The organism is Shewanella sp. LZH-2 (genome assembly GCF_016859145.1).
In the GTDB taxonomy this organism is placed as follows: domain Bacteria; phylum Pseudomonadota; class Gammaproteobacteria; order Enterobacterales; family Shewanellaceae; genus Shewanella; species Shewanella xiamenensis.
In genome coordinates this window covers 1,169,637-1,192,174 of the sequence record NZ_CP069350.1, presented here as the reverse complement: position 1 = coordinate 1,192,174, position 22,538 = coordinate 1,169,637, and the positions used below count along the sequence as shown (strand labels likewise).

The 22,538-nt window shown below is 42.1% G+C and carries 20 protein-coding genes; 4 read left to right on the top strand and 16 right to left on the bottom strand.

The features are described 5' to 3' along the window. Positions 1-76: 76 nt before the first annotated feature. Entirely contained in the window at positions 77-2,683 is a 2,607-nt protein-coding gene (locus JM642_RS05385; protein WP_203433741.1) for a TonB-dependent receptor, read from the bottom strand. A gap of 426 nt (positions 2,684-3,109) precedes the next feature. Here JM642_RS05385 and JM642_RS05380 point away from each other — a divergent pair, with 426 nt between their 5' ends. After that, a complete protein-coding gene (locus tag JM642_RS05380) occupies positions 3,110-4,126 on the top strand; it encodes a LacI family DNA-binding transcriptional regulator (protein WP_172590193.1) in 1,017 nt (338 codons plus the stop codon). 165 nt (positions 4,127-4,291) lie between these two features. Here JM642_RS05380 and JM642_RS05375 read toward each other — a convergent pair whose 3' ends face one another. Together JM642_RS05375 and glnB are read right to left on the bottom strand one after the other, a co-directional pair. Continuing rightward, positions 4,292-5,581: an NAD(P)/FAD-dependent oxidoreductase gene (locus tag JM642_RS05375; protein ID WP_037421015.1), complete on the bottom strand. Its 1,290-nt coding sequence runs from the start codon at positions 5,579-5,581 to the stop codon at positions 4,292-4,294. A gap of 192 nt (positions 5,582-5,773) precedes the next feature. Continuing rightward, positions 5,774-6,112 (bottom strand): nitrogen regulatory protein P-II, encoded by a 339-nt coding sequence (gene glnB / locus JM642_RS05370; protein ID WP_011073353.1) that lies wholly within the window; start codon positions 6,110-6,112, stop codon positions 5,774-5,776. Between the two features lie 246 nt (positions 6,113-6,358). On the opposite strand from glnB, the gene JM642_RS05365 reads away from it, so the two are divergent. Both JM642_RS05365 and JM642_RS05360 read left to right on the top strand, forming a co-directional pair. Beyond that, positions 6,359-6,871: a GspH/FimT family pseudopilin gene (locus JM642_RS05365; protein ID WP_047536825.1), complete on the top strand. Its 513-nt coding sequence runs from the start codon at positions 6,359-6,361 to the stop codon at positions 6,869-6,871. Positions 6,872-7,146: 275 nt separating this feature from the next. Next, on the top strand, positions 7,147-7,641 hold the full coding sequence (locus JM642_RS05360; protein WP_047536829.1) for a GspH/FimT family pseudopilin: 495 nt from the start codon (positions 7,147-7,149) through the stop codon (positions 7,639-7,641). Between the two features lie 150 nt (positions 7,642-7,791). On the opposite strand, the gene JM642_RS05355 is transcribed toward JM642_RS05360, so the two are convergent. The 12 genes from JM642_RS05355 to murJ all read right to left on the bottom strand — a co-directional run bounded on the left by JM642_RS05355 (position 7,792) and on the right by murJ (position 21,554). Then, positions 7,792-8,097, bottom strand: a complete 306-nt coding sequence (locus JM642_RS05355) for a TapY2 family type IVa secretion system protein (RefSeq protein WP_047536832.1) — start codon at positions 8,095-8,097, stop codon at positions 7,792-7,794. Further along, the gene (locus tag JM642_RS05350) at positions 8,094-8,486 is read right to left on the bottom strand and encodes a type IV pilin protein (RefSeq protein ID WP_047540417.1); all 393 of its coding nucleotides are present in this window, start codon (positions 8,484-8,486) and stop codon (positions 8,094-8,096) included. The genes JM642_RS05355 and JM642_RS05350 overlap by 4 nt, the downstream gene beginning before the upstream one ends. A 10-nt stretch (positions 8,487-8,496) precedes the next feature. After that, on the bottom strand, positions 8,497-12,003 hold the full coding sequence (locus JM642_RS05345) for a PilC/PilY family type IV pilus protein (protein ID WP_203433064.1): 3,507 nt from the start codon (positions 12,001-12,003) through the stop codon (positions 8,497-8,499). 4 nt (positions 12,004-12,007) lie between these two features. After that, positions 12,008-12,472: a pilus assembly PilX N-terminal domain-containing protein gene (locus JM642_RS05340; RefSeq protein ID WP_047536840.1), complete on the bottom strand. Its 465-nt coding sequence runs from the start codon at positions 12,470-12,472 to the stop codon at positions 12,008-12,010. Positions 12,473-12,483: 11 nt separating this feature from the next. Next, positions 12,484-13,443 (bottom strand): PilW family protein, encoded by a 960-nt coding sequence (locus JM642_RS05335; protein WP_172590190.1) that lies wholly within the window; start codon positions 13,441-13,443, stop codon positions 12,484-12,486. A 13-nt stretch (positions 13,444-13,456) separates the two neighbouring features. Beyond that, a complete protein-coding gene (gene pilV, locus JM642_RS05330) occupies positions 13,457-14,044 on the bottom strand; it encodes a type IV pilus modification protein PilV (protein WP_172590194.1) in 588 nt (195 codons plus the stop codon). 192 nt (positions 14,045-14,236) lie between these two features. Beyond that, positions 14,237-15,193 carry a 4-hydroxy-3-methylbut-2-enyl diphosphate reductase gene (gene ispH / locus JM642_RS05325; RefSeq protein WP_037421194.1) on the bottom strand — a complete coding sequence of 319 codons (957 nt, stop codon included), beginning with the start codon at positions 15,191-15,193 and terminating at the stop codon, positions 14,237-14,239. Position 15,194: 1 nt separating this feature from the next. After that, on the bottom strand, positions 15,195-15,617 hold the full coding sequence (gene fkpB, locus JM642_RS05320) for an FKBP-type peptidyl-prolyl cis-trans isomerase (RefSeq protein ID WP_047536852.1): 423 nt from the start codon (positions 15,615-15,617) through the stop codon (positions 15,195-15,197). Beyond that, positions 15,617-16,129: a signal peptidase II gene (gene lspA, locus JM642_RS05315; protein WP_037421196.1), complete on the bottom strand. Its 513-nt coding sequence runs from the start codon at positions 16,127-16,129 to the stop codon at positions 15,617-15,619. The genes fkpB and lspA overlap by 1 nt, the downstream gene beginning before the upstream one ends. A gap of 9 nt (positions 16,130-16,138) precedes the next feature. After that, complete coding sequence (gene ileS, locus JM642_RS05310) at positions 16,139-18,961, bottom strand: isoleucine--tRNA ligase (protein ID WP_037421199.1); 2,823 nt, start codon at positions 18,959-18,961, stop codon at positions 16,139-16,141. A 32-nt stretch (positions 18,962-18,993) separates the two neighbouring features. Then, the gene (gene ribF / locus JM642_RS05305) at positions 18,994-19,929 is read right to left on the bottom strand and encodes a bifunctional riboflavin kinase/FAD synthetase (protein WP_047536858.1); all 936 of its coding nucleotides are present in this window, start codon (positions 19,927-19,929) and stop codon (positions 18,994-18,996) included. Positions 19,930-19,994: 65 nt separating this feature from the next. Further along, the gene (gene murJ, locus JM642_RS05300; protein ID WP_140906994.1) at positions 19,995-21,554 is read right to left on the bottom strand and encodes a murein biosynthesis integral membrane protein MurJ; all 1,560 of its coding nucleotides are present in this window, start codon (positions 21,552-21,554) and stop codon (positions 19,995-19,997) included. Between the two features lie 252 nt (positions 21,555-21,806). Here murJ and rpsT point away from each other — a divergent pair, with 252 nt between their 5' ends. Then, entirely contained in the window at positions 21,807-22,073 is a 267-nt protein-coding gene (gene rpsT / locus JM642_RS05295; protein ID WP_037421209.1) for a 30S ribosomal protein S20, read from the top strand. A 60-nt stretch (positions 22,074-22,133) separates the two neighbouring features. Here the strand turns inward: rpsT and JM642_RS05290 are convergent, their stop codons facing one another. Further along, positions 22,134-22,430: a metalloregulator ArsR/SmtB family transcription factor gene (locus JM642_RS05290; RefSeq protein ID WP_006084975.1), complete on the bottom strand. Its 297-nt coding sequence runs from the start codon at positions 22,428-22,430 to the stop codon at positions 22,134-22,136. Between the last annotated feature and the right edge of the window lie 108 nt (positions 22,431-22,538).

The following is a 22,538-nucleotide window of genomic DNA, read 5'->3' as shown; positions in this document are numbered from 1 at the left end:
AAACCTAAGTTTATTATTAAATATATTGATAATAAAAAGCCTAGCGAATGCTAGGCTTTTTAAGCAGCTTATAAAATTAGAAACGTAATGTCATTCCTAGTTTATAACGCGCTTCACCGTCAAAACTCCATGCAGGGTAACCATCTTTCAGTTCTGGTTTTACTTCTGCAGAACCAGGTGCCACACCAAGTTGTACACTGTCTTCTTCCAGTAAGTTAACCACTTCAAAGGTTACACCTAAGTAATCAGTGATATTGTAGCTAGCACTCAAATCCAGCGTGCCATAGGCTTGATGTTCACGGTTACCATAAAAACCAGGAAGCTCACGGATCATGTATTCAGAACGCCAGTTATAGGCTAAGCGTGCACTGAAATCATCCATCTCATAGTAACCGACTAAGTTAACGGTATGCTTTGATGAATCAGAGAATACACTAACTTCATCAGGGTAGTTCACAGCAGGTGCATCTGAATCAGCAAAAGTATAGTTAGCTGAATAACCAAAACCATTTTCAAAAGCATCTTGTAATTGCAACTCAATACCACGAATTACACCACCACTTCCGTTTGTTTTGGTCGATTTAGTCCAATTATCCACCTTAGAATCAGGGTCAACAATTTCAATTTTTTGATTCAAGATTTGGTCTGATGTAACAAATGAACTAATGTCCTTTAAGAAATAGGTTGCAGCTAACAAACCATCAGCACTGAAATACCATTCGATACCTAAATCAGCTTGTGTGGCTTTGAAAGGATTCAGAGCGATGTTGCCAGTATTAACCACTTCATTATTAGCAGTACCATCTGCGTAACCAGCTAATGCTGAAGATGCAAACATATCAGCATAATTAGGACGAGAAATAACCTGAGCAGCAGAAGCACGCAGAATCACATCTGAAGCGAGATCAAAGGCAATGTTTATACTCGGTAGTACATCATCATAATCAGCCGATAAAGTACTTAATTCATCAGCATAAGAACCATCAGCTTTCAATTTATAATAATCTGACGATGCATCAGTCGAAATATAACGTAAACCAAAGTTACCGCGTACGCCTTCAGCATCAAAGTTAGCCATGACGTACATAGCTAAATTCTCTTCGTTAATAGTACCGTATCCAGATTTGTAAACTGTACCATCTGTCGAGAAACCATTGATTGCAGCATAAGCATCATTAATCATCGCATCTAAGTTAGGCTTAGGTAGTGTAAAGCCTGCTCCAGAAGATACGGTTCCAGAATAATAAGCACTTGCATCTTTCTCAGCTAACCCAGCCTTTAAAATTGCAGGTAAGGTTTCTTGGATAACATCATGGTCAGCCCAGCGAAGACCCGTTTTAACAGAACTGATTACCCCTAACTCAACGGGCACAGTGATATCAAACTGTGCATAAGTCTCTTCATCTGAGTTTGGTTGTTTTTTCAAAGACCAACCCGCTGGAGACAGTTTGCCTTTAAAATCTTCTGGTCCAAAATGCTTATTCGCAATATCAATTTTAATGACATCACCAGTAGCATCATAGGTACCAGCATAATCTGCAGCATCGCCTAACCAAAAGCCATAGTTAGACGTAAGTTCAGTACCGCCCTCTGATTTCGTATTACCGACACGGCCTTCGAGTTTATAAGACTCGGCATCGTATTTAAAATCGAAATCAACTGTTTTTGAGTCCATGCTGGCAACACGAGCCCAGGTTTGTGCCCAACCCGGGTTTTCATCTTTGCCATCGCGACGATAAAAAATACAGGTGCCAGATGCATTTTTCTGTTCACATGCAGTTTCTTTATTATCTGGGAACATGGTAAATAAAGAGGTGTTCGCGTTGTTGGCTGACATATCCAGACTCATCAAGTTTAAGCCAAACTCTAAACTTTCTGTTGCCCGATATTGTAGCGCTGCATTAATCGCTGTACGTTCACGCTCCTGTTCAAACGTCGTTGGAACAATTTCCCCCCAACCTAATAGAGACTCAACGCCATTACGTTGATAATTTGTCATCGAATTGGCTGCAGACAACAGTAAACCAAAATTTTCCGCTTCATTCTTCCAACTATATAAGCCGGAAAGCTCAGGATCAGTTTGCTCCGATACCGTTCCATAATCGCCTTTGGCGCTAAGAAAAACAGTATTGGCATCTAAATCCAGTGGCTTGCGAGTTTTTACAATAACAGTGCCACCAATACCACCTTCCGCGATATCAGCTTGAGATGACTTATAAACCTCAATACCACCAACCATTTCTGGCGGTAATAAGCTGTAATTGAAACTGCGATCGATAGCTTGCTGATCATACCAACCTGTAGAGGCTACAGAATGACCATTAAGTAAAGTGCTTGTAAGTTGGCTAGAAGCGCCACGAATAGAGACTTGCTGACCTTGACCGAACTGGCGGTTTACCGCAACCCCTGGGATACGACCTAAAGACTCACCCACGTCACCGTCAGGAAATTTACCAATATCCTCAGCGGTCACAGCATCAACAACAGAATTTGAAAAACGCTTTTCATTAACAGAGGCTTTTAATGAAGCACGCATACCACGCACTTCAATTTTTTCAATATTTTCAGGAGCGGCTGCAGTTGCAGCTGCTTCTGCAGCGACAGCACTGATTGAAACCGCGCTGCCGAGGAGGATAGCAATGTTTGTAGCTAGTACACTTTTCTTAAAGGATGATGGTCGCATCTCGTTTCCCTTCCATAACTTTATTATCGTTTTAGTATTCATAACCATTCCGATGGAATGACAACGCTGTCATGTCTAGAGCAAACATTACACAATAATTAACAGCCTTGCCACAACAAAATAACTCTGGACGAAAAAAAAAGTCATAACACTGACTTTGGCAGGATAGAATCTGAATATATTTAAGCAAAAATAATCACTTAAATAATTTGATGTAAAATTACAACTTATAACGGAGTGTTAACAGTTGAAAAATGCCGCAGTTTGTAACAAATGAGCATTGCTATACGGCATAAATGCTCGCACTATAAGCAACATAATAAAAAGTTAACTGACAACGCTGTCGGCTTGTAAATTACGCTTAAAGGATTGAGGTTCATCAATCTGCTAGCCCTTCGCAAATTCGAATAAAGAGTTTTTAGATCAATGAAAGTCACTATCAACGACGTCGCTAAATATGCTGGAGTGTCAATCAAGACAGTTTCCCGCGTAACCAATAATGAGCCATCGGTGAAACAAGCCACGATTGATAAAGTGAACGAGGCCATTAAAGCATTAAATTATCAGCCCAATCTTGCCGCAAGAAATCTGGCAGGGACAAAATCCTATGCTATTGGTTTTATTTATGATAATCCTAACGCGTATTACATTATTGATATGCAAAATGGGATTTTATCGGCATGTAAAGATAAAGGCTACGAGCTTGTTATCCACCCTTGTAATGCTAAATCTGACACAATTTGTGATGAGCTGACTCAGCTTGTTAAACATTCGAGGCTCGCAGGTTTAGTGTTAACACCGCCACTTTCAGAAGATCCAAAAGTACTGAAATCTCTCAACGAGATCGATGCAAATTATGTCCGAATTATTGCAGGGGAAGGAGTTAAAGAGCCAGATGGGCTCACCATTTTAGTGAATGACAAGTCGGGGGCGGTTGAAATAACCCAGCATTTGATTGATTTGGGCCATAAAAATATCGCTTTTATAAGTGGTGATTTGCACCACGAATCCACGAAAGAACGATTACTTGGCTATAAACAAGCATTAACAAAAAACCATCTAATTCTGAATGAGGATTACATAATTGAAGGGAAATACTCATTTGAATCGGGGGTCGAAGGTGCAAATATCCTGATTAAACTTAAAAACCGTCCTACTGCGATTGTTGCTTGTAACGACGAAATTGCAGCTGGAGCACTTTTTGCCGCACGTTTAGCAGGGCTTGATATTCCTAGCGATCTATCAATTGTAGGCTTCGAAGATAGCCCATTTTCACGCCAAACTTGGCCGAAGCTTACTACAGTGCATCAACCCAATTCTGAAATTGCCCAAGTTGCGACAGAACTGTTAATCGATAAACGTCGTGAGCTAGATGCTAAATTTGCAAAAACATTTACCCCAGAGCCGGTTATCCGCGATTCTTCTGCCTCACCTAAACACTAGGATAGATTGACGTTTTAGACTTATATTCGCAGTGTGTGATGCAAAAGTGGCGCATTGTCGTTGTAGTACGTAAACGGATTTTCTAGTAGCAGTAATATCAAATCCAATATCGAAAAATGCCATACTAAAAACACGAGAGAGCATAGCTCACTCGTGTTTATACCATTAGTGTAATTTCAGCTTTGGTCTTTGCCACTTGAGTAGCTTTTGTGCGATGCGATAAATAATCGCAGAGAACCAGCCATATAGGCTCGCTAAATGCCTTTGATATAAAGAGATGTACATCAGCCTTGCGATATGGCCTTCAACGAAGAAAGTACCAGAGCGCAGATTCCCCATTAAATTACCCACGGCTGAAAAGCGGCTTAATGAAACTAAGGAACCATAATCTTTATAGACAAAAGCCTTTTCAGCCTTATTTTGTAGCCGGTTCACAATATTCTCATATAGCGTATCTGCCATCTGAGCGGCGGCTTGAGCGCGTGGCGGAACAGGTTGACCAGACTCGAGAATTAATAGGGCGCAATCCCCAATGGCATAAATATCTTGATGGCCTTTCACCCGCATACAAGCATCAACTTCGACTTGGTTTCGCGGCGTAATAGGCAGTTTAGAAAAATTTCGGAAGGCTTTTGGACCTTTAACGCCAGCCGCCCAAACCTTTAGGCCTGCCTCAATCACATCACCATCTTGAGTGATGAAGCCGTCACGCGTCACTTCCTTTACCTGCACCCCGATGTGTAAACGAATACCGATTTTATCAAGTACGGCTTGGGCTCTAGCACTTACACGCTCTGGTAGTTGGGGAAGAATTTTGGGAGAGGCTTCAATAAGATGCACATCAAGATGATGTTTTGAGATATTAAGGTAACCATATTCTTTAACTGATTCAATCACATGATGAAGTTCAGCGGCTAACTCAACGCCTGTTGCGCCTGCGCCAACAATGCCTATACTGACTTTCTCTTGTGTTTCATTGAGTTGTAACAAGGCATCCAAGAGCTTTTGATGAAATAAGTTAGCGTTATCTAAACTATCGAGAAAAATACAATGTTGCTCCGCTCCTAGGGTATTAAAGCTATTGGATACTCCACCTAAGGCCAGAACTAAATAATCATATTCAATCTGACGAGGTTCAAGCAATAATTCTCCTGAATCACTATATACAGCAGCAAGCTGAATAGTCTTTGCATCTGGTTCACACTGCTCAATTTCACCACGAATATAACGATATCCATTTTTAAGGCCATGATCTCTGTAAAGTAATCCCTCAATCGACTGATCGATAACCCCCACAGCAACTTCGTGTAATTTTGGCTTCCAGATATGAATAGGGCTTTTATCAATTAAGCAGACATCGACGACATCACCACCGCCCAACTTACGGCCTAATTTTGAGGCCAGCGCTAAACCTGCAGCTCCACCGCCCACAATCACGATTCGTTTCGTAGCCAAAATAACAACCTCACAAGCTCATTTAAGTGGCTAAGTTATACCATGGAACAGATAAGAGATAACTACTTTAGTCTAACTAAGCAGACCATTTTACATTAAAGATATTTCAGAAATCGAACGACTTAATGTGCTACGTGATAAAATTTAGGCGACAAAAAAGGGCCCTCAGGCCCTAATTTTAAAAGAATAGATTTAAACCGCTTCTTCGTTTTCTTCCCCAGTTCGAATCCGGATAACCCGCTCAACATCTGTCACAAATATTTTGCCATCACCAATCTTACCAGTACGTGCAGTTTCAACAATCACATCTATAGCTTGATCAACGAGATCATCTTGGATCACAAGCTCAATTTTTACTTTTGGCAAAAAATCAACCATATACTCAGCACCACGATAAAGCTCCGTATGTCCTTTCTGACGACCGAAACCTTTGACTTCGAGCACAGTCATTCCCGTGATCCCAATCTCAGCAAGTGACTCGCGCACATCATCTAATTTAAAAGGCTTAATAATGGCTTCAACTTTCTTCATCAAACATTCCTCAGCACTTGCTTACAGATAATCAAACAGAATAACACTAGCTTACACGGGGTTAAGGTATTATTGAAGCATCGGCATCGCTTTACTCATAAAACACAGTTTCTATAAAACGGTTCTTAGCACATAAAAATCTAAAAATTACATCGCAGATCCTAGCCTGACATTTATACTTGTAGTTAGCTGTTGATGTTTAAAACCGCCTGCTGGACGCGGGATACTTATGACAAAGGAACTGTTATGAATACCCATCAAAATGGTTTTAGCCTGATAGAACTATTCACCACTTTATCCATATCAACACTTCTCCTTACGATTGGGGCTCCAGCGTATACTGACATAACTGACCATTTTAGAGCAGATTCGAATATAAAAACTGTTCAACAAACATTCGCATTTGCACGTAACACCGCAATAAACTACGGATATAGGGTAACTGCTTGTCCTCTCGTTAATGGACAGTGCACTGATAACTGGCAGCAAGGTATCTCAGTTTTTACTGACTCAGGTGCAGCTGAAACACTTGATTTAAATGATAAAGTGATAATGATTATTGATGAATTCGATAGCAAAGATTTTATAAAGTACAACCGTAACTCTGTAAGATTTCAGCCAGATGGGCTTGCATCAGGCAGTAACGGCACCTTTAAATATTGCCCACGAACATTAGATAACAAAAATTCTAAAGCAATTGTGGTCAATCAAGCGGGACGAGTTCGCTTATCTACGGCAAAAAATATTGACTGTAAATAAATGCATATTGGTTAATATGCTAGTACACGATCCATTGAATGCTGCTAAGTTGTTAATGCCCTGCCACAGTATTGAGGTGCAGGGTATCAGCTTTCTCTATGCTGAATATAAATTACTCGTACATAACTAAAACCATTTAAACCTAGTGTATTGGCTGTGCTAATTATAAACGACACTGTAAAACAACTTATTGGTTATATTGAATATCTTAGATAGTTACTGATCTTGTAGGCTCTCTCGCATATACTTAACCGAGTTAACGCGAGGATTATTCAATGTTTACTCTCTCAAAAGGTTTTACTTTAGTTGAACTAATGGTCACCATCGCAATTGCGGCTTTACTTCTTTCTATTGGCGTCCCCTCTTTTACTTCAATGTATGAAGCGACTCGTAGCGCAAATGAAATACAAAAAATTAATGACCTTTTTGCCTTTGCGCGAAATCAAGCGGTGAATTACGGTGCTACAGTCACAGTATGCCCCTATGCAGCAACACCCTGTGGCAATGACTGGAGTAAAGGGTTTAGTGTCTATATTGAGAACAGTGGCGCTAAAAAAGTCTTAAAGGTAATTGATGGATTTAACTCGAAAGACACGATCTCCCTTAGCGGCCCTACAGATAAAACAGTAAACTTCACTTCAGATGGTTTAGTCTCTACTGAAACATCGATTATATATTGTCCAAGTGGAGAAAGTGACGGCTCTAAAAGCATAAAAATTAGTACATCAGGATTAATTAAAGAGGGAAGTGATAACCAAAATTGCTTATAACTGACTGAGCATCCACTTACAAATTATCACTATATTCAATTTCAAAAATGCCAAATCAAATAAAACGATTTGGCATTTTTAATGCTAAGTTTAAAACCATCGTTTTGGCGCTAAGTTTTTATTAAGCTTAAAATGAATCACTAAAAGTGTTTATCTAGGTGTCAACTTATCCAATTCTTGAGCCTTAAGGCTGTTGAAAGAAGCATTAAGCTCAACGCATTCTTCTACTGCATTGATGTAAGACTTTTTACCATCACTCGACTGACGAAGAGTCCCAACGAGATTTGCCATTCTCAATGGCATTTCACTCATTTTCCAACGATAAAAAGCAATTTCAGCATTATTTTTAAACGTAATATAACATTTAAAATCCTGTTCGACCTGTGGATTTCCGCTGTCAGCCCAAACTTTACTCGATATCAACACCAAAATCGTGGAGAGAATGACTCGTTTCATTTCCAACACTCCGTACTTGGACCTTTAGCCCCGGTATCTGTAATGGTTAAAGGTGTACAGGATGAATCTCTGCTTGCCTGTACTCCTTTTGCGACTGCTTTTAGCGTAAATGATGTAGTACCACTTGATGTCACAGAGTAATTACCATGTTCAGTAATATAGGGATCTGCGCCTATCAGCTTAGTTAAATCAGTAGCATACTTACGATTATCTAAGTAATACTGTTCTTGTAAATTGGCTAATCTCATCAACGCCGACAAACCTTCAGCTCTCGTACTTTGCGCCACGTATCGAGTATAAGAAGGATATGCGATTGCCGATAAAATTCCGATGATAACAACAACTATCATCACTTCAATTAATGTAAAACCGTTATCTTTAATCTTCATATACAAATATTTACTCATTTATATGGTAATAAATTTTATTTACACCTAAACCAGAAGCGACGTTTATCGTGCCACTGTATTCACCATTTTCATTTTTATCGCCTTTTCCGACACCAATAATATAGATATAGGGATCCTTACCAGATTCTGGAGCTGGGATCACAATTTGCGGCGTGTCAGGAACTCTTTCTCCGAGTTCATAATATAACTGAGAAAAAGATCTTGTTCCTTTATGTAAATCAAATGCATAGAGCTTACCAGCACCAGAAACTAAACAAACGTTATCAGCAACAGAATCAGCTGGCGGTGAATAAGAGGTAAAATATACTTTTCCTTGGACAATCAGTGCCGCAGTCAAGCTTTTTTCACCGAGTCCAGAAAAATCATAATACCAACCAAGTTTAGTACCGAAATTGATATTATCCGTTTCTGACGTAGGAGCACTTGATGTCACATCATACAAATTATTAACTGTAATCGTTGCGGGCACATTACTTCCCGTAAAACTCTTAGTGACGACGTTACGATCCTGAAGCATAAAAAACATATCATTAACATCAGTGCTTGAAGGACTTGGCCTCATTCCACTACCCACAGCAACGGCATCATAGGGGACATTTTGGTGTGTTTTCGTCGTTACGGTTTCGGTCCCAGTTGTCACCGATACTTCGGACAAATTAGTAAACATTGTTTGCGCAACCACAGGTTCTGCGAAGAAACGTCTATTATCGCTATTTGAACCTCCCAATGAAGCAAACTTAAAAGCGGTCCATGTACTTGAACTTGCTGTAGGTAAATCCATACGCCAAATATTACCTGTAACATCCGATGCATATATGCGGTCTGTATAGCCATCAGTGTTGCTATCAAGCACTGCGACTGAATTAGGAATACTGCCTTGGATACCTGGAAGCACAGTTGCTCCACTCGCCGATCCGCCAAAAGAATGGATCAGCGTTCCCTTTTGTGCATCAACAATATATACAACACTACCTAGGGGTGAAGTCGTCGGCGTAGCATCAAAGCTCACATCATAACCTCCACCAAAAATCAATACCGGTTTATCGTAACCAACTATTTTAGTCACAATTGGTTCCGACCATGTCTGACCTAGATCGGCAAAACCATCACTAGAAGGATTAATAGTCCACATAAGAGAGGGACTGTCTGGATTAGATACATCTAGAGCATAATAAGATGAGCCACCACGCCGCATACCTACAAAAACCCAAGCCTTGTTTACTTTACCGGTAGAATCCGTTTCAGTATAAGCAACGGGAGATGAATCCATTCCATACACAGTGTGGACACCTGATGGGTCATTCGTTCTAAGCTCAAATAAATTTGGTAAAAGCTCGTAGGGTATAAATCCCCATGTTTCTGACACTGACTCACCAGCATCTTTAAACATATGTAAAACGCCTTGGTTTGTGCCCAAAATAATTCGGATATCCGTGGCCGTTTCACTACCAAAATTCAATGCAAGAGGTTTCGAATGTAAAGGGTCTCCCATAACATCACTGCGTTTATCTGTTGTACTACCGTTTTTATTGTCGTCGTCAACATCAATACCTTTTAACCAGTCTAGAGTATTTGCGACTTCATCAATGCTGGTCCTCATAAAGGTAGCTAAAGCTTGATCGCCACCAGCGGCACTTTGTGCATTCGATAACGTAAGAGGAGACAAACTATTTGCTCCTCCTAAATTACTCAAAATGGTTCGACTCGCTTGACTCTTGATTTGAGCCGCAGCACCACCAACCTCCACCTTATTACCATCTTTTTGACTGGCGCAATCAGACCAAATCGTACAAGCGGTATCTTTAATATTTCCGTTATCAGCAATAGCCGCATTTCCTTGACTATCAACTAAGGTGCCATCAGCTGTTACTTTAAGTTTCTTTAAATTACCACTCCAGCGAGGACCTTTACCTGGTAAAAACATCGCATAGTAAGCAGCATCAAAGGTTTGTGTTCTATCAAAGTTATTACTCGCAATACTTGGAGAAGTAAAACTCGAGTCTATATTAAGAATATTTGATAACGCATCATTAAGGGCATTTTGTAATTCTAAACTATTCTGAGCCGCAAAATATAAGCCACCACCACGTTTAGCAGTTTCCGCTAATAAGGGGGCTGCATCCTCTGCGCCTTTACTAAAACCAATAGTATAAGTGCGCACATTTTGCATTTGCTCCGTGTTAGAGCTATCAAGTTTATTGATTAGATCATTATTGAACATATAACTTGCTAATGCAGGTAAATAACTAGGCGAACTTAAACCCTGAGAAAATGAGGAATAATCACCGCTTTTACTTGCTGCCGCAGTTAAACTTTTAACATCGTTATTAGCACTTCCATCAACTGTTGGTGAGCCATCAGTAACATAAATCACATAGGCAATATCAGTACAAACTTTAAATGGGCTATTATAAGTACCGTTTTTTTCTACAGAAGTATCATAAGGAGGGCGATTGCCTACATAAGAGCCATAATCGGTATCCGCGTGTCCAAAAACAACACTTTTACCAGCAAAATAACGATAGGCTTCATACATAGTTTCACACAAAGGTGTATTAGTTTTTGCTGGTAACTTATCAATAGTTAATAGTAAGCTATCTCGAGCAGCATCCGTCATTTGTGTAATACCAGAAACTATCCGGCCACCATCCCTATTCCCCTCATTAGGATAATTGTAATTAAATACAGCCAACCCAAAATCCACGGTTGGGGTAGAATTAATAATGTTAGAAATCGCCTTCTTCGCAATCTCTAACCTTGAAACTTTTACGGTTGGCAACCGTCCTTCTTTAGACAACCAATACCATCTTAAATAGTTATCTGTATAAAAAGTGACAGGCTGACCAACACCAAAATCTGTATTTTTTGCTGCAATTAAAGCATCACCCCATGTGCTACTGGGGGAAGATGAGGTAAAATAAGGAAATGCTTTCTTTTTCCAACCACTCTGTATTGTTAACCCATTAGCAGGAAATCCGTCATTGTAAGAAGATGAGTTTTGAGGATCTACTGTAGAAATATCCTCCCAGCAATCAACAACCTTAATATTACGACCATCTGTCTCGGGAAACTCTTTCCACACCCCCGTAGTCCCACTTGAAGTGAACTCGCGAATATAGCCTGTAAAACGGCCATATTGATCCAATGCAGCTTTACTTTGATTACAACCGTTTATCGTAGCATCAAAATATCGTCTATCTGAACTGGTATCAGGCTTTGGTAATGCCCCGCCTCCCACTGTGTAATAGATTCGGTCGCCACTGTAACCCGAACCACTTACAGGGGGATAATCATAATCGGGATCATAATCAATCACCTGAGTAATTTCTTCGGTAGACATACTTCCCGAGTTATCAAAAATTACCAAAACTTTAGGCCTAGCACCCGTGCGAGTTGTCGACTCTTTAACATATAATTCAGTATCATCGCCAAAGGTTGATATTGACGTTACAGCCAATGCAAGCAATGTACACAAAGTGAGTTTTTTAGTTAGCATATCTTCACCCCCCCGTCCCAGCTATTACTTCTTGCTCCACTAACATAATAACTGTAAGTTGTCCTAAATTATCACGACCAAAATTAGCTGTACTTCTAATTTCTACCCGACGACAATCTATAAAAGGTGTTGGTTTAGAATTTCTTTGACACTCAACATCTTTCGCACCAACAACTACATTACCCGCAGCGTCCACTTCAAATGGGCTCGGTGTTAATGTTTGTAGGGAACCGAACTCTGTCGCAGTCATGATATTTGATAAAGTCGTTAAACTCTTCTCTTTATTAACTTTCTCCAAAACCGCTTCTAAGCCGCCATCGGCGATTGCTTTAGCTTCTATTCGCTCAGAACCCGCACCTGACATTCGCATAGATTGCGTAGAATTTACCGCCAGCGCGACACCTATGATGGTCATTAATAGTAGGACTATGAGTGCGAAAAATAGTACTATTCCTTTCTGCTTTCTCATCCCTTTACCCTCTAATTGCGAATTAACACAGGATTGGCAAGCACCATAGTGGTTGAAACCACTTTTCGTCTAAAGTGGTCATTTAATCCTTTGATTTCCTTGTCACCTAAAGTGTAAGTCGTATCATTTGTATAGCTTTTATCTTCATCGATTGCTCTAACTAATAAATAAACTCTCGCAGCAACTAAACGCTGAAATAATTCGTTATCCCACATTAAAGGTGTAACATTTTCAGCAGGCATAAAACTATCAGCGGTATCATCGCCATCATTATCAAAACCATAGAGAATACGCATATTTTCTATGCCTTCGACTAATTGTTCTTCATTGTTCATACCATTGTTTTTAGTTAACGTTTTACGTCTTAATACCGGCACTGAACCATCATTCTTAATAAAATAAATATGATGTTGATATTCCCAAAATCGTGCATTTTCAAGAGCAGGATTTGGAGGATTCCCCCCTTTAAATAACACCGCTTGACTAGAATTTGCAGCCATGTAATAGCGCTCTCCGTTGGGATTTGTAACAGGCGGGCCAACCAGCCTTTTTATTTGGATCACATCCGTATTTGCATTAACACCATTTAAGCACGTTAACTCCACAGCACTTTTACCTGCTTCATACCCCCACAGTCTTCTAAAGTGTGCAGGTTCATTATTGGGCAATGTGCCATTATTTATCCCAGCCCCAATACAATCATTTGCAATACCATCTCTTAGAGCCATATTCGTTCCGAGAATAAAGTCCGTTCCGGTAATATCCCCCATAAAACCAAGCTGGGTGATATCTCTTTCCATTAGCGCCAATGCAATCCGGCCATTCTCTTGTAATTGATTGAATTGACTGGTCGTTACTACATTAGAAGATGACATACTAAACATGGCAAAAAGCCCTAGCGTAAGAAATAGCCCGATAAGCATCGAAACCATTAACTCAACGAGAGACATTCCCTTTTGAACATTCGTCATTTTGTCTGCTCGCCTAAATAATCACTGTTGATACGACAAAAAGACGTCGACGAGTGCCAAGATCTTCACCACATTCATTTCCAGTGTATGTTGTGCCTGCGCCCTCACGAATACCTCTCCACGCCACGGCAACAGTCACCGTCGTTCCATCAATGGCTATACAAGCTGTTGGAGTATCTAATCCACCGACATTTTGGCCATCAACGATTTCCGCAGCGCCCATGAAACTCTGTTCCCATTGATAAAGGTCCCAAGCTTCAGTTTCAGCTGGAGAACACAAACTGACTGCGCCAACAGCAACATCACACTCTTTAGCCGGCTTAGCCAGCGTTCCAGTATATTCTCCGCTATAATTGGCTAATTGAGTTCGATTAAGCTTCATACGGTTAATAATATCGTTGGCATAGTAAGAAGCTTGTGTCTGCTGAAAAGATTCAAAGCTGCCGCGCTTAGCCACTATGTGTAAATTAAAAATACCGATCAGGCCAATCACTAAGATCACTAATGCAACAAGCACTTCTATTAGTGAGAAGCCTCGTTGAAATCCTTGATGTGTCAATCGTTCGAATTTAGTCATATTTTTGACATGCTTTTCAGCTATTTACCCTTTTAAATCTTAATCTTACGATAAAACCATTGCTAACAGTTAATAATAGATGAGTAAAATGTAAGTGGCCAGTAACAATAGCATATAAGCTGCAATCTCATTATGCTTTGTTTGAATTTAGTCATACTTAGACAATAAAAAAGAGGCCATTGGCCTCTTTCAATTGACTACTATTTTCTACATTAATTAGCGTAGTTCAGCGGGTACAGCAAAGACAGTATCTTCTTTTCGTCCTTCGACTTCAGTCACTACACTTGGCGCTAATTTCGCTATGGCTTGAACCACTTGCTGTACAAGAACCTCTGGTGCAGACGCGCCAGCCGTTACAGCAACTTTAGTTACACCCTCAAACCAAGATGAATCAATATCATCTGCAGTATCAACCAAATAAGACTCTGTACCCGTTTTTAATGCTAATTCACGTAAGCGATTAGAGTTAGAACTGTTTTTCGAACCGACCACAATTAACAAATCAACATCGGCCGATAAGTTACGCACCGCATCTTGACGGTTTTGCGTCGCGTAGCAAATATCATCCTTACGAGGGCCTTCAATGGACGGGAAACGCTTTAATAAGGCGCTGATGATATCAAGAGTATCATCTACCGAGAGGGTCGTTTGAGTCACGAAGCAGAGGTTATTAGGATCGCGAACTTCTAAAGTCTCGACATCTGCCGGGGATTCAATCAGATAAACCCCACCATTAGGGTTATCATATTGTCCCATGGTACCTTCAACTTCAGGATGTCCCGCATGGCCAATCAAAATACATTCAATACCCTTGCGACTTGCTCGAGTGACCTGCAAATGCACTTTGGTGACTAATGGACAAGTTGCATCGAATACTCGCAACCCACGCGCTTTAGCTTCGGCACGTACCGCCTGAGAAACCCCATGAGCACTGAAGATAACAATGTTGTTATCAGGCACTTGGTCTAACTCTTCGACAAAAACAGCACCACGGTCTTTCAAATTTTGCACCACATAGCGGTTATGCACGACCTCATGGCGAACATAAATCGGTGGTGAAAATAACTCGAGCGCACGCTCAACGATGCTAATGGCACGATCCACACCAGCACAAAAGCCGCGAGGATTTGCCAGCATAATATTTAAACTTGGGCTGGTAGGATCTAATTTCATCTTACAGTACCTTCACCACGTCGAGTTCAAATGTGACTTTGCGTCCCGCTAGAGGGTGATTGAGATCGACGGTAATCGAATCACCCGCAACCTCACGCACAATTCCAGGTATCTCACTGCCGCCAGGACCAGCGAAACTGACGATAACACCCACTTCTAGCTCCATGTCGGCTGGAAAGCGGGTTCTATCCATATAATGAATAGCATCGGGATTTGACTCACCAAACGCATCGACCGCTTCAAGCGTAAAGCTGTGCTTATCACCTTCATTCAAGGAGGCAAGCTGCGCTTCAAATGCTGGGCTTAAACTACCATCACCGATATTGAGACGTGCTGGCTTACCCGAGGCTTTAGTGCTATCGGCGGTCGAACCATCTTCAAGCACAATATTCATATGGCACAATAACGAACGTGTCACAGTCACTACTTCACCTCTTCGGTTTTATCTTGTTCGGATTTGCTGTTAAAAAACGAATCCCAAATGATCAGCACTGCGCCGATAAAAATCGCGGAATCGGCGATATTAAAGGCGGGATAATGGCTCTTACCCCAATAAAAATCGATAAAATCCACCACAAAACCATGCATCAATCGATCGATTAAGTTACCTAAGGCGCCACCAATCACTAAGGTGTAAGCCAAATTTAACTTCCATAGGGATGCCGCTTGCTTACGCAGCCACACAGTCAACAAGGTACTAAAACCAACGGCCACTAAGGTAAATAACCAACGTTGCCAACCGCCCGCTTCACTTAAAAAGCTAAATGCGGCGCCATAGTTACGTACATAGGTGAAATTAAAAAAAGGTAATAACTGCACCGATTCGAACAAATCAAAATTGGCTAAGACCCATTGTTTGGATAGTTGATCGGCCAAAAACACCAATACAACTACCCAATACCAACGTAAGCCACTGTCTTTCCAAGTTAATGGCATACAGATCCTTTACGCAAACAGACGAACTTCGCCGTCACCTTCAATATTGGTTACGCAGCGATGGCACAGCGTTGGGTGAGCCTCAATCGTGCCCACTTCTTCCCTGTGGTGCCAACAACGTTCGCATTTTTCTGCTGTTGTTGCATTTACCACTAACTTCAATGACGCCAGCTCAGTTTCAACGGCATCGCTTGTCGCATCTGCCAATGGCAATACTTTAGCTTCTGAAGTTAACAGGACGAAACGCAGCTCATCACCAATGTGCGTTAACTGTTCAGTTAAAGCCGCATCAGCAAACAGTGTGACTTCGGCTTCTAAGGAGCCACCAATACGTTTATCACGGCGCGCTTGCTCGATGACCTTGTTGACCTCGTTACGTACAGTCAGCAGATTTTCCCAGTACGCATCGCTTAAATCAGTATCTAAAGTGATAGATTGCAGACCTTGATACCATTCTTGGGTAAACACGTAAGCATCACGTTGACCTGGCAGTAATTGCCACACTTCATCGGCAGTAAAGCTCAGGATTGGCGCAATCCAACGCACCATAGCTTCGGCGATATGGAACAATGCCGATTGACAGCTACGGCGGGCATGGCCCTCTTGCTTAGCGGTATATTGGCGGTCTTTAATGATGTCTAAGTAGAAGCTACCTAGCTCAACCGAGCAAAACTGCATCAGCTTTTGCGTCACAATATGGAAGTTATATTGCTCGTAAGCTTCGATAATTTCTTGCTGAAGAGCGGCCGCGCGGCGCACAGCCCAACGATCTAACGCCACCATATCTTCTACTGCCACTAAGTCATTAGCAGGATCGAAGCCATTAAGGTTCGCCAGTAAGAAACGAGCGGTGTTACGAATACGGCGATAAGCATCGGCGCTACGGTTTAAGATTTCATCCGATACAGTCATTTCACCGCTGTAGTCGGTTGCTGCAACCCATAGGCGCAAAATGTCCGCACCTAGTTTGTTAGTCACTTGCTGCGGCGCAATCACGTTACCAATAGATTTCGACATCTTGCGACCTTTACCATCAACGGTAAAGCCGTGGGTAAGCACTTGCTTGTAAGGTGCTTTACCAGTCATCGCGGTAGAAATCATCAATGATGACATAAACCAACCGCGGTGTTGATCGCTACCTTCGAGATATAAATCGACGCCATGACCATGAAACTCAGGGCGCGCGCCTACCACTGAAGCAAAGGTTGAACCTGAGTCGTACCATACGTCTAAGGTATCGGTCACTTTACGGTATTGTTCAGCTTCTTCCCCGAGTAATTCAGCAGCATCGAGATCCCACCAAGCTTGAATGCCTTCCTGCTCAATACGATTAGCTACACGTGCCATTAATGACACGCTGTCAGGGTGCAGCTCTTCAGTTTCGCGGTGTACGAATAATGTAATTGGTACGCCCCAAGTTCGTTGACGGGAGATACACCAATCAGGGCGATTCTCAACCATCTTTTCGATGCGGCTTTGGCCCCAGTCAGGGATCCACTGAGTCTGCTCAATTTCACCTAATGCTTGCTTACGCAGGTTGTGGTTATCCATTGAGATAAACCATTGCGGCGTAGCACGGAAGATAATGGGCGTTTTATGGCGCCAGCAGTGTGGATAGCTGTGACGGTACGCAACATGGTGTAATAGCGCGCCTTTTTCTTTCAGCAGCGCAACCACATTGTCGTTTGCTTTAAATACATGTTGGCCAGCAAAGAACTCAGTATCTGGTTTGTAGACACCGTTATCACCAACTGGGTTTGCCACTTCTAAACCGTATTTTTGACCTACCACGAAGTCGTCTTGACCGTGGCCTGGTGCCGTGTGAACCACGCCAGTACCCGCGTCAGTGGTCACGTGGTCGCCTAAAATCGCTGGGACGTCAAAGGCTAAGAATGGATGCTTAAAGCGAACCAATTCAAGCGCTACACCTTTAACTTTACCTAACACGCTATGGCTCTCGGCGCCGTAACGCGTCATACAAGCTTCAACTAACACGTCGGCCAGAATAACCGCGTGAGTCGCCCCCTCTTTCACAAATTCAACCAAGCTGTAATCAAGCTCAGGGCTGATAGATAACGCGCGGTTCGCAGGCAGCGTCCAAGGTGTGGTTGTCCAAATCACCATAGCGACTGGATGTGAGTAATCGCTTACACCAAACTGAGCGGCAACGGCTTTGCTGTCAGTTGCAGTAAAGGCCACATCGATAGCGGGAGAGGTTTTATCCTCGTATTCCACTTCGGCTTCAGCAAGGGCAGAACCACAGTCTGTACACCAGTGAACAGGTTTAACACCTTTATGTAAGTGACCGTTTTCAATCACTTTTGATAAAGAGCGAACAATATTGGCTTCAGTGGCAAAATCCATTGTTAGATAAGGTTTTTGCCAATCGCCTAACACGCCTAAACGAATAAAATCTTCGCGTTGGCCATCGACTTGCTCGGCAGCATATTTACGGCATTCTTCACGGAATTCGGCCGCAGAAATTTTTTGACCAGGCTTACCGACTTTTTGCTCAACTTTCAGTTCAATTGGCAGACCGTGGCAATCCCAACCCGGCACATAAGGCGCGTCAAAACCTGACATAGTTTTTGACTTAACAATAATGTCCTTAAGAATTTTGTTGACTGAGTGACCAATATGAATGCTGCCGTTCGCATACGGTGGGCCGTCATGCAAAATAAAAGGTGTGCGGCCAATTCGGCTATCACGGATCTGCTGATACAGACCGTCTTTCGTCCAGCGCTCTAACATCTCTGGCTCGCGATTTGCCAAATTACCACGCATCGGAAACTCAGTTTCCGGCAAATTCAAAGTAAATTTATAGTCGCTCATTGATCCTATACCGTTAATTAAACTGATAAATATCAGCCTGCATCGTTACCAAATAAAGCTCTGGCCTCATTTGCATCATTCAAAATTTGTTGTTTTAGTGCATCCAATGAATCAAAAGGTTGTTCATCGCGAAGTTTTGCCACTAACTCAACCTCAACATGCTTGCCATAAATGTCACCTTCAAAATCAAAAAGATGCACCTCAAGCTGACAAACTTGACCATTTACGGTCGGGCGGAAACCAATGTTGGCAACCCCTTCATAAATATCGCTATCTTCCCAATAGAGTTTCACCGCAAACACCCCGCGCACTGGCACCACATTGCGCTTGAGGGCGATATTGGCGGTGGGAAAACCTATGGTTCGGCCAATTTTTTGGCCATGGGCCACACGGCCGCTTAAGGTAAAGGGGTGACCGAGTAGGCGTCTCGCCTGCTCCAGGTTTCCTTTAGCCAATTGTTCTCTTACCGCGGTCGAGCTCACACGTTGCGAGCCCACCATAAAACTCTGGGTGCTGACCACGGTAAAGCCATAACGAACTCCCGCCTGCATCAGCATTTCGAAATTGCCTTTTCGGCCTTGACCGAAGCAAAAGTCATCGCCAACGACGAGGTATTTAACCCCGAGCTTGCGCACCAGCAGTTCTTCGATGAAATGCTCCGCTGGTTGATCTGCAAAGGCACGGTTGAAGTTAACACACACTAACCGTTCAACGCCTAACTCATCGAGCAGGATGATTTTGTCCCGCAATAAGCTCAGACGCGCGGGCGCATTCTCACCACGGAATAACTCCTGTGGTTGAGGTTCAAATGTCATCACTGTCGGAGGTAATGAAAGCTGTTTGGCCTTTTGCACCAAATTAGCAATCACCTGTGCATGGCCGCGATGCACGCCATCAAAATTACCTATCGTCAGCACACAGCCATGGTGAGATGACAAAATGTTATGTGTACCACGGATTAATTCCATAACTTTAGACAACTGCCAAGCGCAAATCGGCTGATTATATAACAGCTAACGATAAGAATCAGCAATCAAACTCCCCGTTTCATTGACCAAGGACGAATTCCCAACGCCAGTAACCCAAGTAAATACGTGATAGTCCCAACAGCAATCAAACCAATCAAAGCCTTAGCTCGTAAAGCTAAATGCCATTCTATCCATTGAGATTGCGTGGGTAATAAATAGTACAAGACTACCACCATCAATGCCGTAGAGACCACGGCTTTAAGGAAAAACACCATAGTCGGTTTGGTAATACGATAAACCCCTGCTTTATGCAGGCCGCGATAAAGTAATGTGGCATTAAGCAAGGCTGACATGGATGTAGCAATCGCCAAACCCACATAACCAAATGGGATTGCAAATATTAAGTTAAAGCCCATATTGGTGATCATAGCGATGATGCCATAGCGTACGGGGGTTTTAGTATCCTGGCGAGAATAATATCCTGGCGCTAAAACTTTGATTAACATAAAACTCAGTAAACCGCTTCCGTAAGCCATCAAACTGTAAGAGGCCATTTGCACATCATTGATAGTAAAGGCGCCGCGCATAAACAGTACCATTAACATAGGCTGCGCGAGCACTATCAACCCCATCATCGCAGGCAAACCGAGTAATAAAATCGCTTTAATTCCCCAATCCATGGTGTTACCAAAGCCATCTCCTTCTGCATTCACATGATTTCGCGATAACGCGGGTAAAATCACGGTTGCAATAGCAATACCAAATAAACCAAGTGGAAACTCTAATAATCGGTCTGAATAATAGAGCCAACTAATAGAACCAGTCATCAAGAAGCTGGCGATAAAGGTATCAAATAACAAGTTGATTTGTGAGACAGAAACCCCAAACAATGCAGGGATCATCAAAGTTCTAATCTTCACAACCCCGGGATGTTGCCAACCCCAAGAAGGTTTTACTAACGCTTTCTCTCGGAGCAGAAACGGAATTTGGAATAAAAACTGAATTAAACCACCGCAAAATACTCCCCATCCCAAGGTAATTTCGGGCTGAGAAGACGTCGGAGCGAAAAACATTGCCGCCGCAATAATGGCCACATTTAGAAACACTGGCGTAAAAGCCGATACAGCAAAGCGTCCTCGAGTATTTAAGATTGAGCCCGCTAAAGCAGTAAAGGTGATAAACCACAGATAAGGAAAAGTGATTTTTAGTACGACCGTTGCTAACTCAAACTTAGCACCATCAGGTTCGTTATTCAGCCAGGCCATAAACCAGCCGCCACCAAATAAGGCTGACAACACAGGAGATGCAATCACACCGACAAGCGTGACAATCGTCACTAAGAGCCCTAAGGTCCCCGCCACCTTACTGAGTAACTCGCGAGTTTCGTCCGAGGTATGCTTTTCTTGATATTCGGTCAGTACAGGAACAAATGCCTGTGCAAAGGCGCCCTCGGCAAATAATCGACGTAAAAAGTTAGGAATTTTATTCGCGAAGAAAAAAACATCAGCGCTTGTCCCTGCACCCATTAAATTGGCAACGACAACATCTCTAACCAAACCTAAAACACGGGAAATCAATGTCATAGCACTAACAATCATGCCTGACTTCAATAATTTTTTACTCAAACGTCCCCCAGACCTATATCGAATGGATTAGGTGATTCATCTCAAAAAATCGACTCAGGCTCTGTCACACTGCGGTAATAGCTGCTAGAATTGCGCCACATATTACACGAGTTGGGTTGAAGATAGCCAAGGCAGGTTGAATTAATTTATCTTTATGATGATTATTCAATCATAGTCATTGACAAAGTGACTAAATGCAGGCATATTCCTCGGCCTTTAAAAGTATCAAATCCAGTTTTTAGGAGTTGCACCTTGGCTAATAGCAAGTCTGCAAAGAAGCGCGCGCTTCAATCTGAAAAGCGTCGTCAGCATAACGCCAGCCGTCGCTCAATGTTACGTACATACGTTAAAAAAGTTATCGCAGCTATCAAAGCTGGTGATCACAAAACAGCAACCGAAGCTTTCGCTGCTGCACAACCAATCGTTGACCGTATGGCGACTAAAGGCCTTATTCACAAGAATAAAGCTGCTCGTCATAAGGCTCGTTTGAACGCTAAGATCAAAGCGCTTGTTGCTTAATTATCTTAGTAAATAAAAAAAACCGGCAATTGCCGGTTTTTTTATATCTGCTGAAAACCATTAATGACAATAAATATTGTTTAGTAAATGGATCATCTCACGCACTTCATCACTCTTCAGTGAATAAAATACGGTCTGCGCTTCTTTGCGTGTGGTTACTAAATTATCTTTGCGTAACCAAGCAAGGTGTTGTGATAGTGCCGATTGACTTAAGCCTAATTTTTTATTCATTTCGCCAACGCACATTTCTCCTTCATTCAGTAAATAACAAAGGATAAATAAACGGCGTTCGTTTGCGAGTGCCTTTAATAGCACCACGGCATGATCGGCTCGCTCCTGCATTAATTCAATATTCATTACGCACATTTTCTCCTAAAACTAACCCCTGCGCTAATATAGCGTTGCCTTACAGATATAGTCGGGACATAAAGCACACTTTTTGCTAGATTGTTTTCAAAAGTGGGA